This window comes from Natrinema saccharevitans, from assembly GCF_001953745.1.
Classification (GTDB): Archaea; Halobacteriota; Halobacteria; order Halobacteriales; family Natrialbaceae; genus Natrinema; species Natrinema saccharevitans.
The window spans coordinates 460769-475210 of sequence record NZ_LWLN01000001.1; the positions used below are offsets into that span (position 1 = coordinate 460769).

A 14442-nucleotide genomic window follows, 5' to 3' on the forward strand; every position below is an offset into this window, starting at 1 on the left:
CATCGGTCAATATCTGGGCTATCTTCTTCTCCGCATTGATATCCGACGGAGAGGGTATACCGACCCGAAAATAAAACACCTTCCGGCGTTAACTGCGAGACTTCCGCTTCTCGGTGTGGTCGTTCCGCTGTGGTACGTCTATCGTCGGAGTGATTTCGAAGAGAATGGTGGTCACCGTCGAAATGAACTGATCGACGCGATCAGCGATCGACCTCGCCCATGATGCAGTCGAGGCTCCCGATCGCCGCGATGAGGTCGGCGACGTACTCGCCGCGGGCGATCTCGGGCAGCGCCGAGAGGTTCGAGAAACACGGGCTGCGGATCTTGAACCGCGCCGGCGTTTCGGTGCCGTCCGAACGAATGTAGATCCCGAGTTCGCCCTTCGCGCCCTCGACGGCGCGGTAGCTCTCGGCGTCGGCCTCCGGCTTGAGCGTTCTCGGGACGTTTGCCTGGACCGTCCGGTCGTCTTCGGGCCAGTCCGCGAGCAGGTCGAGACACTGCTCGACGATCTTCGCCGACTCCTCGATCTCGCCCAGTCGGACGAGCAAGCGAGCGAAGTTGTCGCCGTCGGGTTCGGTGACCACGTCCCACTCGAGTGCGTCGTAGTAGCCGTAGGGGTCGTCGCGACGGAGGTCGTAGTCGATGCCGGAGCCGCGGGCGACGGGCCCGGTACAGCCGTAGTCCTTCGCGGCCTCGGGTTCCAGGACGCCGGTGTCGACACAGCGGCGCTGGAAGATCTCGTTCGTCACGAGCAGGTCGTGATACTCCTCGAGTTTCGCGGGGAGGCCGTCGAGGACGTCCCGAACGTCCGCGATGAACTCCCCGCGGGGTTCGGGCAGGTCCCAGGCGATCCCGCCCAGCCGGAAGTAGTTGAACATCATCCGCTGGCCGGTCAGCGCCTCGAGACAGTCGAGGACGAGTTCGCGATCCCGGATGGCATACTGGAAGGCGGCACAGAACTCGCCGACGATGTCCAGCGCGTAGGTGCCGACGGCGATGAAATGCGAGGCCAGCCGCGAGAGTTCGGCCCCCATCGTCCGGATCACCTGCGCGTACTCCGGCACGTCGACGTCCGCGAGGGCCTCGATCGTGCGGGCGTAGGCCCACTCGTTGAGTAGTCCCGAGGACACCCAGTCCCAGCGATCGGGGTAGGGCATGATCTGGTGGCGGTACGTACTCTGCTGGCACATCTGTTCCTCACACCGGTGGATGTAGCCGATGTCGGGATCGACGTCGACGACCGTCTCGCCGTCCAGCACGGCCTTCACGTGGAGGACGCCGTGGGTCGAGGGATGGTGCGGGCCGATGTTGAGAAACATCGTCTCCGAGGCGTCGTCGCGTTCGCTTCCAGCGATCGGGTTCGCGTGTTCCGAGAGGGTAACGATCTGCGATTGCTCCCCGTCGTAGTCCAGCGAGAGGGGATGCCCCTGCCACGTCTCCGGCAGGAGGATTCGCCGGAGATCGGGGTGGTCCTCGTACTCGATTCCGACCAGATCGTAGGCCTCCCGCTCGTGCCAGTCGGCCGTCTCGAAGACCGGCGTCGCCGACTCGCTTTTCGGCTCGCCGGTCGGCGTCGGTACCACCACGCTCACCTCCCGCGTCGGGTCCGCGTAGGACCGCAGATGATAGATCGTCTCGAAGCGGTCCGGATACTGCTGGGCCGTCACGCACGAACAGTGATCGAACTCCGCCTCGTCGCGAAGCGTCGCCAGCACCGTCTGTACCTCGTCGGGCCGGACCACGACCGCCGGCGCGTTCTCGTGGTCGTCCCGCCCGAGGACCGCGTCCCCGAGCAGGCCCGCGAGCGTCTCCTCCCCGTCCGCATCGCCGCCGTTCGCCGGCCGCGAATCGAGCGTCGAGTCCGCTGTCATGGCCGTTCGTTCGGCCACCCGAGGCGAGTCGGTTCTGCGTCACGGGCTAGGCTATTTATATACGTAGACCGGATCATCCGGCCGTGAAGACCGTTCGGCTTACGCTGCGGTTCGACGCCGAGACGATCCACCCGATGCACCGGTTCGTCGCCGAGAGCGACGCGTTCGAGTCCTATCGGCTGGTCCACGGCAACTTCGCGGGCGAGGACGACGACAACGCCTTCATCTTTCACGTCGTCGGCGACGCAGACGTCTACGAGGCCGCGCTCGCCGAGACCGACCGCGTCGACGACTACGAACTCACGCGGACCGGCGATCGAACCTTCACCGTCTACGTCCGCGATCTGCCGGCCGACGTCGACGCGAGGCTCCTCGAGGGCCTCACTGCCGGCAGCCTCGTCGTTCTCCCGCCGCTGGAGTACCGCTCGGACTGGACGGTCCGGTTCTCCGTCGTGGGCGAACCGACCGATCTCCAGGCGGCGCTCGAGGGGATGCCCGACGGCATCGAGACGACCGTCGACCGCGTCGGCGAGTACGACGGGGCCGACGCGGCGGTCGGCGCGCTGACCGCGCGCCAGCGGGAGACGCTCCGGGTCGCTCGCGACCGCGGCTACTTCGAGGTCCCCCGCGCGGCGGGCGTCGAGGACGTCGCCGCCGAACTCGACTGCGCGCCCGGGACGGCCGCCGAACACCTCCGGAAGGCGGAAGCGGCCGTGATAGAGGCCCTCGAGCTGTAGCCGGGCGCGTCGCGGTCCCGATCGTCTGTCGGTGCCGTCCTCGACTCGGGCGAGCAACCGACGCCTATTTTCCGCCCGCGGCCCCCCGCTCGGGTATGACCGTTCGATTCGTCACCGGCAACGAGGGCAAAGCTCGCGAGGCGCGGGAGTATCTCTCCGGCATCGAGCCCGTCGAGCAGATCGAGTACGACTACACCGAGATTCAAAGCGACTCGCTCGAGGAGATCGCGGCCCACGGGGCGCGCGAGGCCGTCGCGGAACTCGGGGGCGAGGAGCCGGTCCTGGTCGACGACGCCGGCCTGTTCGTCGACGCGCTCGGCGGGTTCCCGGGTCCGTACTCGGCGTACGTCGAGGACACCGTCGGCGTCGAGCGGCTCTGGCGGCTCGCGAGCGAGGAGGAGAACCGCCGCGCACACTTCCGGACCGTCCTCGCGTACGCGGACGAAAGCGGTACGGAGACGTTCGAGGGATCGGTCGCCGGGACGCTCGTCGCGCCCCGCGGCGAGGGCGGGTTCGGCTACGATCCGATCTTCGAGTACAACGGGCAGACGTTGGCCGAGATGAGTACCGAAGAGAAGAACGCGATCTCCCACCGCGGGCGCGCGCTGGCGGCGTTCACCGAGTGGTACGCCGACCGCGACGAGTAGCGGACCGACAGGCCGTCGTCCGACGGTGAGACGTCGTTCTCAGTCGTCGCCTTCGGCCGGCGAACTCGAGGCGTCGTCGGCCGTCAGGTCCGCTTCGGAGACGCTCTTGGATTCGCTCTCGACGCTGACGCCCTCCCAGTCGTGGTCCGCGTGATACCCCTCGCGGTCCTTCGCGCTGGGCGCGACGCGGATGAAATCGGCACCCTCGCGGGCGGCCGGGATCGTGTGGCCGCCGCAGTAGGAGAGCCCGGAGCGGATCCCGGCACAGAACTCCTCGACGACGTCGGCGACCGGCCCCTTGTAGGGAGTCAGGGCCTCGACGCCCTCGTCCGCGTCGACGTCGACGTCCTTGTCGTCGCGATCCTCCGCGGCCGCGGTGGTCGCCATCCCCCGCGAGCGCTTGTACCGGGTGCCGTCGACCTCGACGACCGCGCCGGGGGCCTCTTCGGTGCCGGCCAACAGGCTCCCGACCATCACGGTGTCGGCCCCGGCCATCAACGCCTTGACCGCGTCGCCGGAGGTGCGGATCCCGCCGTCGGCACAGATCGTCACGTCCAGGTCCTTGGCCGCGCTCGCACAGTCGTCGACCGCCGTCAACTGCGGGACGCCGGCACCGGCGACCTTCCGAGTGGTGCAGTGTGAGCCGGGGCCGATTCCTACCTTCACGCAGTCCGCGCCGGCCGCCGCGAGGTCCTCGACGCCCGCGGGCGTCGCGACGTTCCCCGCGACGAGGTCCGTTGCCGGGAACGCCTCGCTGAGTCGCTCGACGGCCTCTAGCGTCCGCTCCAGGTGACCGTGGGCGACGTCGACGACGATCGCGTCGACGCCGGCATCGACGATCGCGTCGCTTCGTTCGACGTAGTCCTCGTTGATCCCGACGGCCGCGGCCACCTGCTCGTCGGCGTCGTTCACTCGTTCGACCTGCTCGGCCTGCTCGGCTACCGTCAGAAACCGGTGCAACACGCCGAGGCCGCCGGCCCGTGAGAGTTCGATCGCCAGCTCGGCCTCCGTGACGGTGTCCATCGCGGCCGCGACCAGCGGCGTCTCGAGGTCGATACTCGGCGTGAACGGCGTCTCGAGGTCGACGGTACTGCGACTGTCGACGGGCGAGCGCTGCGGGACGAGGAGAACGTCCCCGTAGCTCAGTCCGGTTCGGAGATCGCGTAGATCGGTCATTCCCCTCATAAATAAGGGGCTCCCCCCGCATAAGTCACACGTTCTTCGTGTGTCGGGCCCGCAGTCGGCGGTTACGCTCGCGGATCCCGGTCCGGCCCCGGGTACTCGCCACCCTCGACGGCCGCGTACAGACTCTCGGGATCGAACAGGCGCGTGAACGCGTCCGGCGGCCGGACGCTGACCGAGACGCGGGGCTGGAGCGTCAGGCCGGCTTCCGCCGATCGCAGCCGCTCGTCGTCGGACAGCAGGTGCGCCGCCTCGCCCCGATACGCCGATGCCAGCGCCGGGTGGTCGTCCTCGGGGTGATCGACCGCGACCCGCTCGGCCTCGAGGCGCTCGCGGTGATCGGCGGCGAGGTCGGCGTCGGAAAGCGCCGTCACCAGACGTTCGGTCTCTTCGAGCAGCGGGTCGCTCGCGACCAGTTCGACCCACGAGTGGCGGCGCACGTGATCGAGCGCCTCGCGGGCCGACCCGCCGACCAGCAGGTCCGCCGCGAGGACGTCGGCGTCCGCGACGACGCGGGCGGGATCGGGCTCCTCAGGCATCGCTCTCCTCCCGAATCGCCGCGAGTTCGTCCTGGATCGACTCGAGGTCGCCGTCGTACTCCGCACCGCGGTCGAACAGATCGGCCCAGCTCGGTGGCATCGGTGACGGTTGGTTCCCCGGCAGCAAAGGTCGTCCGGCTCGCCGCGACCGCTCAGGACCGACGGGAGTCCAGCCAGAAGACGACGGCCCCGGCGACGAAGGCGACGCCGACGTTGACGACCGCGCCGACGGCGCCGACCCCCGCGACGAGCGCGAGCGACCGGCGGCCCGAGACGGGCTCGAGGGCCGCTCGAGCCAACTGGCCACCGACGACGACAAGCAGGACGCCCAGCAGGGCCATCGGGAACGCCGCGAGGACGGCCCCGGCGGCGACCAGCGCGAGCGCGAGGTAGCCGACGCCGAGCAGGACGTTGGCGCCGCCGGTCCGCGCGCCGAAGGCGTACTTGCCGGCCAGCCCGCCGCTGCCGTGACACATCGGCACGCCGCCCAGCGGGATCGCCGCGAGACAGGTCACGCCCATGCTCCGCGAGAGCGCGTCGGCCGAGATCTCCCGGTCGTAGAGATCGCCACAGAGCAGGGCGGTCGCGATCGCGGCGTTGCCGATCGTCATGCCCAGTTGCGCGACGGTCCCCTCGAGGGCCGCGGCCGAGACCGACGGCAGGCCGGCGGGGAAGACCGCGAGCGCGGGCGCGGTCGGCGTCGGGACGCCCGCCGTCGCGACGGCCGCGACCGCGCCGAGCCCGAGGACGACCAGCGCGCTCGCTCGGGCGCGGCCGACCAGCGCCAGCAGGCCGACGACGCCGAGCCCGGCCGCCGCCACGGGGAGATTCCCGAGCGAGAGGTCGACGGCCGCCTCGAGCAGGAGGAGCGCGACGGCGAACTGGACACCGCGGATGACGGGCTCGCCGACGACCCGCTGGAGCCGGCCGACGAACCCGAACCGGCCGACGGCGAGCAAGACGCCGCCGGCGAGCAGTCCGGCCGCGGCCAGTTCGGCGTACGACAGTGCGCCGACGATCGCCAGCCCGACCAGCGCCTTCATCGGTTCGACGGACAGCGGCAGTCCGTAGTAGAGTCCCCAGACGATCTGGAAGACGCCGAACCCGACCAGCACGTGTGGTAGCGAGACGCTCGTCGTCGCCGCGAGCGCCACCAGCAGCGGCAACACCGTAACCGAATCCCCTAGCGCACCCGTGAGTTCGCCCGCGGAGAACTCGAGGTCGTGATCGCTCCGCGACCCGAAGGAGTACGCCATCTATCCCCGGTAATTCGAGGACGAACTTGACTCTTGCCAGTAACGTCTCGACCTTTCGAGAGCCGATGAGAGTAACCGACGATAGTTACGAAGCGGCAGCTCGGATCCCGTCCTCAGTCCGAACGGCCCGCCGCGAGTCGGTCCCGGCGGCAGCCCGACCGCCGTTATCGGGACGCGGTGCCGCCACTGCCGATCGTCTCCGGTGTCGTGTCGGCCGTCGAGACGGCCTCCGGATCGACGTCGGCGGCGGTCCGCGGCTCCGGCAGGTCGTAGCCGCTCTCGGTATCGTAGGCGACGAGCTGTGCGTTCAGCTCGCCGGCCTGCTCGGTCAGGACGGTCGCGCTCCGGGCGACGTGGGAGAGCGCCTCCGCCTGAGCCGACGCCCGGCGGGCCGCTCGAGCGGAGGTCGTCGCCGTCGCCGCGCTCGTCTCGGCGGCGTCCTCGACCAGCACGACGACCTGCTGGGTCGTCGACGCCTGCTGCTGGGTCGCCGCGGAGATCTCCTGGACGCCGTCGTTGGTCTCCTCGGCGAGTCCGGCGACCTCCTCGAGTGCGGTCGCGGCGTCCTCGACGTCGGCGACGCTGTCCTCGATCCGGTCGCGGCTGGTCCGGACCTCGTCGGCGGCGGCCATCGCCCGTTCCTTGAGTCCCTCGAGGCGTTCCTCCACGTTCCGGACGGAGTCGTAGACCTCCTCGGAGAGGGTCTGGATCTCGTCGGCGACTGCGCCGAAGCCCTCGCCGCCGGTCCCGTCAGACCGGGTCGCCTCGATGTTGGCGTTCAGCGCCAGCATGTTGGTCTGTTCGGCGATCTCGCTGATCGACTCGATCAGCTCGTCGATCCGCTCGGCCTCGGCCTCGAGGCCCTCGATCTCCTCGAGGGTCCGTTCGGTCTCGGTGTCGATCACGGCCATGCCGGTGATCGCGTCGCCCGCGGCCTCGCTCCCCTGCCGGCCGACGCGTGCGGTCCGGTCGGCGGTGTCGGCGACCTCGGAGGCGGTCGCGGCGATCTCCTCGACCGTCGTCGAGAAGTTCTCCATCTCGGCCGTGACGGTCCGCAGCTGCTCGTTCTGTTCTCTGTTGTCCGCGACGACCTCGGTCAGCGCCTCGCTCGTGCGTTCGCCCTCGGCCTGCACCGCCTCCATGCTCGTCGTGAGTTCGCGGCTGTAAGTGACGACCTCGCCGGAAAAGGACTTCAGCGTCCCGAAGGTGTCCTCGATCTCCGCGAGCATCGCGTTGGAGTTGTCGGCCAGTTCGTCGAGCGACTCGTGGGTGTCCGGCCGCTCGAACCGCCGGGTGAGATCGCCCGCGGCGACCGCCCGCGTCGTCTCCGCGTGGGCCTCGACCGTCCGCTCGAGTTCGTCCAGCGACCGGTCCGTCCGGTCGCGGTCGGCCAACTGCTCCCGGATCCCGGCCAGCGATGACTCGAGGGCCGCGAACTCGTCCTCGCGGTCGCCGTCGAAGGAGTCGTCGTACTCGCCGGCCTCGAGGCGCGTCACCCGCTCGGTGAGGTCGGCGATCCCCTGGCGCAGTCGATCGCGCTGGCCCGGCGCGGTTCGGGCGCTCGAGGCGGCGGCGATCCCGGCCGCGGTGGCGCTCGTCACGACGACGCCGGCGACGCCGGCCCCGAAGACGGCCGCGGTCGGGCCGCCGAGCGCGACCGCCGCGACGGCGACGACGACCAGTCCGACCACGGCGACCGCGAGGGCGAAACCGACCGGTCGATCCGATTGGATCGCCCCGGGGATCGGCGACGAGTCGCCCGTCCCGCCCGTCCCGAGGGGGTCAGTCATTCGCCTCCCCGCTGCGGACGATGGCCGCACCCGCTTCGGCGGGCGCTCGCCGCCGAATGTCGAAGACGCAGGCGTCGTCGCCCTCGTGCATGCAGGTCCGTTCCTCGGCGACGAGGTCCTCGTCGAAGCGGTCGGCGACGCCCCGGATCGCGCCGCGGGCCACGTCACAGAGTTTCCGGTCCGAGTCGTAGGTGATCCGGACTCGGTCCTCGTCGATCCGCTCCGACCGAATGCGCGGGGTCGTCAGCGTCGTCATGTCCCGGGTCCGCAGTGAGGTGTGGAACTGCTGGATGTTCGCGATGAGTTCGAGCCCCTCCCAGTCGTCGTCGATGTGGAGGTCGTAGGTCTCGAGCAACGCGGGGACGACCCACCGCCCGTACCGGGTGAGGATCGTCCGCGGGCTCTGATCGGTCAGTTCGCCGGCGGTGCGGGCGATCTCGTAGACGTCGCCGTCCGGATAGACCGTGACCGGGACGTAGACTTTCTCCTCGATGTCGGCCGCGTCCTGAATCGCCAGCCAGGCGTCCTCGCCGTAGGTGTCGACGACGAACGACTGGAGCGTCTGCAGGATTATGCCGTGCATCCGGGCCCCCGTGATTCGATGCCTGTAACTCCGCCCGTCCCGCCCCGATCTCTTTCCATAGCTATTCGGGACAGACACGCGATCCTGATAGTCCGTTTCCCCAAATAGTTGGGTAACGCCGGTGTTACGACACGGCTTCGCACGGATCGGCGGTCGGCGAGGAACCGCCGCGGGTGTCAGCGGGGAGGCCCCCGCAGGCACGCGATTACTCGGGCGTACCAGCAGTCATAAGATCCCCGATCGGCATCGATCAACCGTGAGCGACCTCGGAAAGATCGACCGCGCGTTCTTCGACCGCCACATCGCGCCGAATCTCGGTGCCGACCGCGACGACGTCGCCCTCGGGCCGACCCACGGCGTCGACTTCGGCGTCCTCGATATCGGCGACCGCGCGCTGGTCACCGCGACCGACCCCCTCTCGATCCTGCCCGCGCTGGGCCTCGAGCGGGCCGCGCGGTTCGCCCTCGATCTCGTCCTCGCGGACGTGGCCGTCAGCGGCGTCCCGCCGTCGCACCTCTCGATCTGTTTCACGCTGCCCGAATCGATGACCGACGAGGAGTTCGCGACCGTCTGGGAGACGATCCACGCCGAGTGTGCAGACCTCGGCGTCGCCGTCGTGACCGGCCACACGGCGCGATACGCCGACCCGTCCCACCCGTGGGTCGGCGCGGCCACCGCGATGGGCGTCGGCGACCACGGCGACATCGTTCGGCCCGACGGGGCTCGCCCCGGCGACCGACTCCTCCTGACGAACGGTCCCGCCGTCGAGGCCGTCGGCCTGCTGAGTACGCTCTTCGGCGAGGAAATCGACCGGTCGGCCGAGACGATCTCGGCCGCGCAGGATCGCCTCGAGGAAGTCTACGCCGTCCGGGACGCCCTTACGGCGGCCGCCGCGGGGCCGGTCCGGGCGATGCACGACGTGACCGAGGGCGGCCTCGCCGGCGCGCTGAACGAGATGGCCGACGGCGCGGGCGTCCGGTTTTCGATCGACCGCGACGCCGTCCCGTTGCGCCCCGGCGTCCGCGAGGTCTGTGACGCCCTCGAGATCGATCCCTGGGCGGCGACCAGCTGTGGCTCGCTCCTGATCGCGGTCGACCCCGACGGCGTCGCCGACGTCCGCGAGGCGCTCACGGATCGGGGGACGCCGGTCGCCGAGATCGGCCGGGTCGAGGCGCTCGAGGACGACGGCGGCGAGGTGCTGGTCGACGGGGACCGGCTCGCGCACCCGAACGCCGATCCGTCGTGGGACGCCTACGCGGAGCTGGCCGCCGCGGCGAGCGACGGCTCGTAATCACGAGAGAACGATCAACTCGGCGGTTTCCGTCTCGGTACCGAAGACGTTCGTTGTCACGAACAGCTTCGAGTCGGCCGCGGTGACGAAGCCGACCGCGCCGGTGGGTTCGTACTCGAACCGGAGGTGGCGGGTTCGGTACGATCGAACCCCGATTCCGCCCTCGATGTCGATCGCGCGGAGCCGATCGCCGCCGACGTACACCGTGTCGCCGACGACGATCGGCGGATTGTGCGCGCTCTCGCCGAGATCGAGCCGCCAGCGAACGCTCCCGTCGGCCAGGTTGAGCGCGAACACCCGCGGTCCCGAGCGCGCGAGCAGCGTCTCGTGGGCGATAGCGATGCCGTCGTCGCCGAACCCGCCGATCTCGGTCTCCCACGCCCGCGCTCCGTCCGGTTCGAAGTACACGACCGTCCCGTCGCCGCCGACGACGGCGATGCCCCACTCGGACCCGCTCTGGTCCAGTGACCGCACCGCCGGACCGCTCCGAATGCCGGCCTCGACGGTTCGCCGCCACTGGACGGTCCCCCGCTCGTCGACGGCGTACAACTCGCCGCCGTCGGTCGCGACGTAGACGTAGTCAGTGTACTTCGCGAGCGAGTGCTCCGGGGTCCCCAGTAGCTCCTGTTCCCACAGGCGTTCGCCGGTTCCGGCGTCGAGTGCGTGCAGAGAGTTGCCGCCGGCCGTGAAGACGCGGCCGTTCTCCCCGTCGTCGGTGACCAGTAGCGACCCCCGTCCGATGGTCGCCTCGAACGTCTCGCTCCACTCGACCGCGCCGCTCTCGAGGTCGCGAGCGGTCACCGTGTCCACTTCCGGGACGTACGCCAGCCCCTCGTACACGGTCGGTGCCCCGCGGTAGGTGTTGGCCTCGTTGTTCGGGTCGATCGACCAGCGCCGGTCCCCGCTCGTCCGATCGAACGCGACCACGTCGGTTCCGATCGTCGCGAGGACGGTCCCGTCGACCACGACCGGGTCGGCGGTCGCGTGCGCCGACTCGAGATCGACGCGCCAGTCGACGGTAGGGTCCTCGCGCGGCGCGACGCCGTCGGGGATCGCTCTCGAGTTCCGCCGATCCGCGCCGCCCGTCGGCCACGCGTACGATTCGTCCGTCCCGGGATCGACCGACAGACCGCCGAGACAGCCCGCGGCGGTCGCGATACCGGTCGCACCGAGGGCGGCCATCACTTCGCGTCTGGAAGGCATTCGATGATTGTTGGCGAGGGTAGACGAATGTATTTTATGGAGCGGATGATCGAACGTTCCGCCCCGCCGCTCAGACCTCGCGCAAGCCGAGGCTGTACTCGAGGGCGGTGTCGACCTCGGCCATCCGGTCGTCCGGTACCGATCCGACGACGCCCGTGATCCGGTCGTCGATCGAGACGGTTCGAACCTGACTACAGAGCGCGACAGAGTCCTCGCGGAGGGCACACTCGTCGGCTGGAATCAGCACTTCGAAGGGATAACGCTCGCCCCTGTAGGACGTGGTGAAGGGGACGACGATCGTCGTCGGGGCGTTCTCGTTGCCCACGTCGTTCTGGACGACGAGACAGGGTCTGGTCCCCCGCTGTTCGGAGCCGCGCGTCGGATCGAGTTCGACGACGACGATGTCGCCGCGGCGGACGTGCATCGTCACTCCTCCCAGTCGGGTGCGTCGCCGAGGGAGGCGTTCGCTTCACGCGAGGCCCCGTCCATCTCGGCGGCGAGGGCGCGGTGGTGTTCGGCGCGGCGTCGATACCCCTCCGCGAGGTCCGCCCGCGACGTCGGTTTCTCGATGACGATCTTGTCGTCCTCCTCGCGGATCGTCACCTCGTCGCCGCCGTGGATATCGAACGCCTCTCGAAGCCGCTTCGGCAGCGTTACCTGCCCGCGATCGCCGACTTTCCGTGTTTCTGGCTCGCCCATACGTATTCATATCATATCCATACTCATAACGCTGCCGTCCGGACTGCGTGTCGCCGTTCGAAACCAGTCGTGACGGGATCTGCCGGCCGCTTCGTCCGCCGATGGTTCCGCCCCGAACGACCGCGGGCGAGGCGTCCCCGTCTCGAGGTCGTCTCCCTCCGTGACCGATGAGCGACCTCGAACGGGAGACGGCGTCGATCGCACTGCGGACGACTCTCAGCGTCGCTGACCATCACCGCTTAGTATAAGCCGGGAATACGGTTCCGTATGCGAACACCAGCACCCGAGCACCGGCCGGTCGCGCTGACGATCGCGGGCAGCGACTCCGGCGGCGGCGCGGGGATTCAGGCCGACCTCGCGACGATGGCCGCCCACGGCGTCTTCGGCACGTCGGCGATCACCGCCGTCACCGCCCAGCACACCCGCGGCGTCGAGTCCACGCACGTCCTGCCGGTCGAGGAGGTCGCGGCCCAGCTCGAGGCCGTCACCGACGACTTCGCGGTCGGCGCGGCCAAGACCGGGATGCTCGCGACGACCGCGGTCATCGAGGCCGTCGCGGAGCGCGCCCGGGACTTCGAGTTCCCGCTGGTCGTCGACCCCGTGATGGTCGCGACCTCGGGCGACCGCCTGCTCGAGCCGGCGGCCGAACGGGCCTACGAGGACCTGCTCGGCGCGGCGACGGTCGCGACGCCAAACGCCGACGAGGCCGAGGCCCTGACGGGGATCGCCGTCACCGACGACGAGACGGCCCGCGAGGCCGGCGAGGCGATCCTCGAGACGGGCGTCGACGCCGTCCTCGTGAAGGGAGGCCACGTCCCCGGCGAGCGGGTCCGGGACACGCTGGTCACCGCGGAGACGGTCCGGGCGTTCGAACACCCCCGCGTCGGGACCGACGCCACCCACGGCTCGGGCTGTGCGCTGGCCGCCGCGATCGCAGCCCGACTGGCGAAAGACGAACCGCTCGAGTCCGCCGTCGAGGGTGCGACGGACTTCCTCGCCCGCGCGGTGCGGTACGCCTACGACGTGGGCGAGGGCCACGGCGCGGTCAACCACATGGTCCCGCTGCGAAACGAGGCCGCCCGGGAGCCCACCGCCGAGGAAGTCCAGGCGGTCGTCGACCGGTTCGTCGCGGCCGACGTCTCCGCGCTGGTCCCCGAGGTGGGGATGAACGTCGCCGGCGCGACCCCCTACGCCGAGTCCGTCGCCGAGACCGCCGCCGTCGAGGGCCGCATTACGAACACGCTCTCGGGGATTCAACCCAACCGGGGCGTCCGGTTCGGGGCCTCGAGCCACGTGGCTCGCTTCCTGCTTTCCGCGCGGGAGTTCGTCCCCGATCTGCGATTCGCGGTCAACTGCCGGTTCGACGCCGATATCGAGGCCGCGCTCGAGGCCCTCGGGTGGCCGATCGCCGAATACGACCGCGGCGAACAGCCGGCCGAGATCAGGGACACGGAGGGGAGTACGATGGGCTGGGGGGCCCGGCGGGCCCTCGCGGATCGCGACGACCCACCCGTCGCCGTCGTCGACCGCGGCGAGGTCGGGAAGGAGGCGCTCGTGAAACTCGTCGCGGAAGACCCCGAGACGCTCGCCGACCGGACCCTGGCGCTCGAGCGCGAGGTGACCCGATGAGCCCTGCCGACGGCGACGCCGCCCTCGAGACCGGCATCGTCCTGCCCCAGTACGGCACCGGGATCGAGACGGTCCGGGAGACCGCACTCGCGGCCGAGCGGCTGGGCTACGCCGCGGTCTGGCTCGAGGACCACTTCCAGTCGTGGATCGGCGACCCGCGGCGGGCGACACAGGAGTGCTGGACGACCCTGAGCGCGGTCGCCGAGGCCACCGACGAGGTGCGACTGGGGACGCTCGTGACCAGCCAGTCCTACCGCCATCCCGCCCTGCTGGCGAAGATGGCGGCGCAGGTCGATCGGATCAGCGACGGCCGGCTCGAGCTGGGACTGGGCGGGGGCTGGTACGAGGCCGAGTACGACCGCTTCGGCTACGAGTTCCGGGAGCCACCCGCCGAACGGCTCCGCCGGCTGGCCGAGACGATAGAGATCGTACAGGGGCTCTGGCGAAACGAGAGCTACAGCCACGAGGGCCGCCATCTCGAGGTCGACCTCGAGGACGCCTTCTGCGAACCGCAGCCGGTTCAGGAGCCCCACCCACCGATCTGGATCGGGGGCGGCGGCGAGCAGTTCACGCTGCGCTACACTGCCGAACTGGCGGACGGCTGGAACTACGGCACCCTCGAGCCCGCGGGGTTTGCCGACAAGCTCGACGTGTTGCGGGAACACTGCGAGAGCGAGGCCCGGTACGACGCGATCCGCAAGTCCGCCGAGCTGTTCGTCTTCGTCGGCGAGACGACCGCGGCGGCCGAGGGAAAACGCGAGGCCTTCCGGGACGAGTTCCTGCCCGCGGACGGCCCGAGCGAGCCCCGCGAGTTCTTCCTGTCGGGCTACCTCGGGACGGCACCCACCGGGACGCCGGCCGAGGTCCGCGATCGGCTCGCCGACTACGCCGACGCCGGCATCGAGGAGGTCATGCTCGCGGTGCCGAACGCGGTCGACGGCGGGGACGAGAGTCTGGCGCTGCTGGCCGACGAACTCACCGACTGAGCGTCCGCCGGCATCCCGATACCCCGGAT

14 protein-coding genes are annotated in these 14442 nt (G+C 70.1%); 5 read left to right on the forward strand and 9 right to left on the reverse strand.

Annotated elements, in window-relative coordinates; genetic code table 11:
- Positions 1-200 precede the first annotated feature (200 nt).
- Positions 201-1871, reverse strand: a complete 1671-nt coding sequence (locus tag A6E15_RS02430) for an NADH-quinone oxidoreductase subunit D (RefSeq protein WP_076143294.1) — start codon at positions 1869-1871, stop codon at positions 201-203.
- Positions 1872-1954: 83 nt separating this feature from the next.
- Here A6E15_RS02430 and A6E15_RS02435 point away from each other — a divergent pair, with 83 nt between their 5' ends.
- Together A6E15_RS02435 and A6E15_RS02440 are read left to right on the forward strand one after the other, a co-directional pair.
- Positions 1955-2608 (forward strand): helix-turn-helix domain-containing protein, encoded by a 654-nt coding sequence (locus tag A6E15_RS02435; RefSeq protein WP_076143296.1) that lies wholly within the window; start codon positions 1955-1957, stop codon positions 2606-2608.
- 95 nt (positions 2609-2703) lie between these two features.
- Positions 2704-3255, forward strand: coding sequence for an XTP/dITP diphosphatase (locus A6E15_RS02440; RefSeq protein ID WP_076143299.1), 552 nt, complete (start codon positions 2704-2706; stop codon positions 3253-3255).
- Positions 3256-3294: 39 nt separating this feature from the next.
- On the opposite strand, the gene A6E15_RS02445 is transcribed toward A6E15_RS02440, so the two are convergent.
- From A6E15_RS02445 to A6E15_RS02465, 5 genes are all read right to left on the reverse strand, one after another.
- On the reverse strand, positions 3295-4431 hold the full coding sequence (locus tag A6E15_RS02445; protein ID WP_076148160.1) for a guanosine monophosphate reductase: 1137 nt from the start codon (positions 4429-4431) through the stop codon (positions 3295-3297).
- A gap of 71 nt (positions 4432-4502) precedes the next feature.
- Positions 4503-4976 (reverse strand): DUF7384 family protein, encoded by a 474-nt coding sequence (locus A6E15_RS02450; RefSeq protein WP_076143301.1) that lies wholly within the window; start codon positions 4974-4976, stop codon positions 4503-4505.
- A 152-nt stretch (positions 4977-5128) separates the two neighbouring features.
- On the reverse strand, positions 5129-6232 hold the full coding sequence (locus A6E15_RS02455; protein WP_076143303.1) for a putative sulfate/molybdate transporter: 1104 nt from the start codon (positions 6230-6232) through the stop codon (positions 5129-5131).
- Between the two features lie 164 nt (positions 6233-6396).
- Positions 6397-8022 (reverse strand): methyl-accepting chemotaxis protein, encoded by a 1626-nt coding sequence (locus tag A6E15_RS02460; RefSeq protein WP_076143305.1) that lies wholly within the window; start codon positions 8020-8022, stop codon positions 6397-6399.
- Positions 8015-8605 carry a heme NO-binding domain-containing protein gene (locus A6E15_RS02465; protein WP_076143307.1) on the reverse strand — a complete coding sequence of 197 codons (591 nt, stop codon included), beginning with the start codon at positions 8603-8605 and terminating at the stop codon, positions 8015-8017. Before A6E15_RS02465 ends, A6E15_RS02460 begins: the two co-directional genes overlap by 8 nt.
- 256 nt (positions 8606-8861) lie before the next feature.
- Here A6E15_RS02465 and A6E15_RS02470 point away from each other — a divergent pair, with 256 nt between their 5' ends.
- Positions 8862-9896: an AIR synthase family protein gene (locus A6E15_RS02470; protein ID WP_076143309.1), complete on the forward strand. Its 1035-nt coding sequence runs from the start codon at positions 8862-8864 to the stop codon at positions 9894-9896.
- Here A6E15_RS02470 and A6E15_RS02475 read toward each other — a convergent pair whose 3' ends face one another.
- The 3 genes from A6E15_RS02475 to A6E15_RS02485 all read right to left on the reverse strand — a co-directional run bounded on the left by A6E15_RS02475 (position 9897) and on the right by A6E15_RS02485 (position 11798).
- Positions 9897-11099: a PQQ-binding-like beta-propeller repeat protein gene (locus A6E15_RS02475; RefSeq protein ID WP_076143311.1), complete on the reverse strand. Its 1203-nt coding sequence runs from the start codon at positions 11097-11099 to the stop codon at positions 9897-9899.
- A 70-nt stretch (positions 11100-11169) separates the two neighbouring features.
- On the reverse strand, positions 11170-11523 hold the full coding sequence (locus tag A6E15_RS02480) for a type II toxin-antitoxin system PemK/MazF family toxin (protein WP_076143313.1): 354 nt from the start codon (positions 11521-11523) through the stop codon (positions 11170-11172).
- 2 nt (positions 11524-11525) lie between these two features.
- Entirely contained in the window at positions 11526-11798 is a 273-nt protein-coding gene (locus A6E15_RS02485) for an AbrB/MazE/SpoVT family DNA-binding domain-containing protein (RefSeq protein ID WP_076143315.1), read from the reverse strand.
- 267 nt (positions 11799-12065) lie between these two features.
- Between A6E15_RS02485 and thiD the strand changes: the two genes are divergently transcribed.
- Entirely contained in the window at positions 12066-13427 is a 1362-nt protein-coding gene (gene thiD / locus A6E15_RS02490; RefSeq protein ID WP_076143317.1) for a bifunctional hydroxymethylpyrimidine kinase/phosphomethylpyrimidine kinase, read from the forward strand.
- Positions 13424-14413, forward strand: a complete 990-nt coding sequence (locus tag A6E15_RS02495) for a TIGR03560 family F420-dependent LLM class oxidoreductase (RefSeq protein ID WP_076143319.1) — start codon at positions 13424-13426, stop codon at positions 14411-14413. Before thiD ends, A6E15_RS02495 begins: the two co-directional genes overlap by 4 nt.
- Positions 14414-14442: the final 29 nt, after the last annotated feature.

Excerpts from the sequence above, each read along its gene's own strand:
- A6E15_RS02430 (WP_076143294.1), bottom strand. The coding sequence starts at position 1,871 with ATGACAGCGGACTCGACGCTCGATTCGCGGCCGGCGAACGGCGGCGAT.
- A6E15_RS02440 (WP_076143299.1), top strand. The coding sequence starts at position 2,704 with ATGACCGTTCGATTCGTCACCGGCAACGAGGGCAAAGCTCGCGAGGCG.
- A6E15_RS02445 (WP_076148160.1), bottom strand. The coding sequence starts at position 4,431 with ATGACCGATCTACGCGATCTCCGAACCGGACTGAGCTACGGGGACGTT.
- A6E15_RS02450 (WP_076143301.1), bottom strand. The coding sequence starts at position 4,976 with ATGCCTGAGGAGCCCGATCCCGCCCGCGTCGTCGCGGACGCCGACGTC.
- A6E15_RS02455 (WP_076143303.1), bottom strand. The coding sequence starts at position 6,232 with ATGGCGTACTCCTTCGGGTCGCGGAGCGATCACGACCTCGAGTTCTCC.
- A6E15_RS02460 (WP_076143305.1), bottom strand. The coding sequence starts at position 8,022 with ATGACTGACCCCCTCGGGACGGGCGGGACGGGCGACTCGTCGCCGATC.
- A6E15_RS02465 (WP_076143307.1), bottom strand. The coding sequence starts at position 8,605 with ATGCACGGCATAATCCTGCAGACGCTCCAGTCGTTCGTCGTCGACACC.
- A6E15_RS02475 (WP_076143311.1), bottom strand. The coding sequence starts at position 11,099 with ATGCCTTCCAGACGCGAAGTGATGGCCGCCCTCGGTGCGACCGGTATC.
- A6E15_RS02480 (WP_076143313.1), bottom strand. The coding sequence starts at position 11,523 with ATGCACGTCCGCCGCGGCGACATCGTCGTCGTCGAACTCGATCCGACG.
- A6E15_RS02485 (WP_076143315.1), bottom strand. The coding sequence starts at position 11,798 with ATGGGCGAGCCAGAAACACGGAAAGTCGGCGATCGCGGGCAGGTAACG.
- thiD (WP_076143317.1), top strand. The coding sequence starts at position 12,066 with ATGCGAACACCAGCACCCGAGCACCGGCCGGTCGCGCTGACGATCGCG.
- A6E15_RS02495 (WP_076143319.1), top strand. The coding sequence starts at position 13,424 with ATGAGCCCTGCCGACGGCGACGCCGCCCTCGAGACCGGCATCGTCCTG.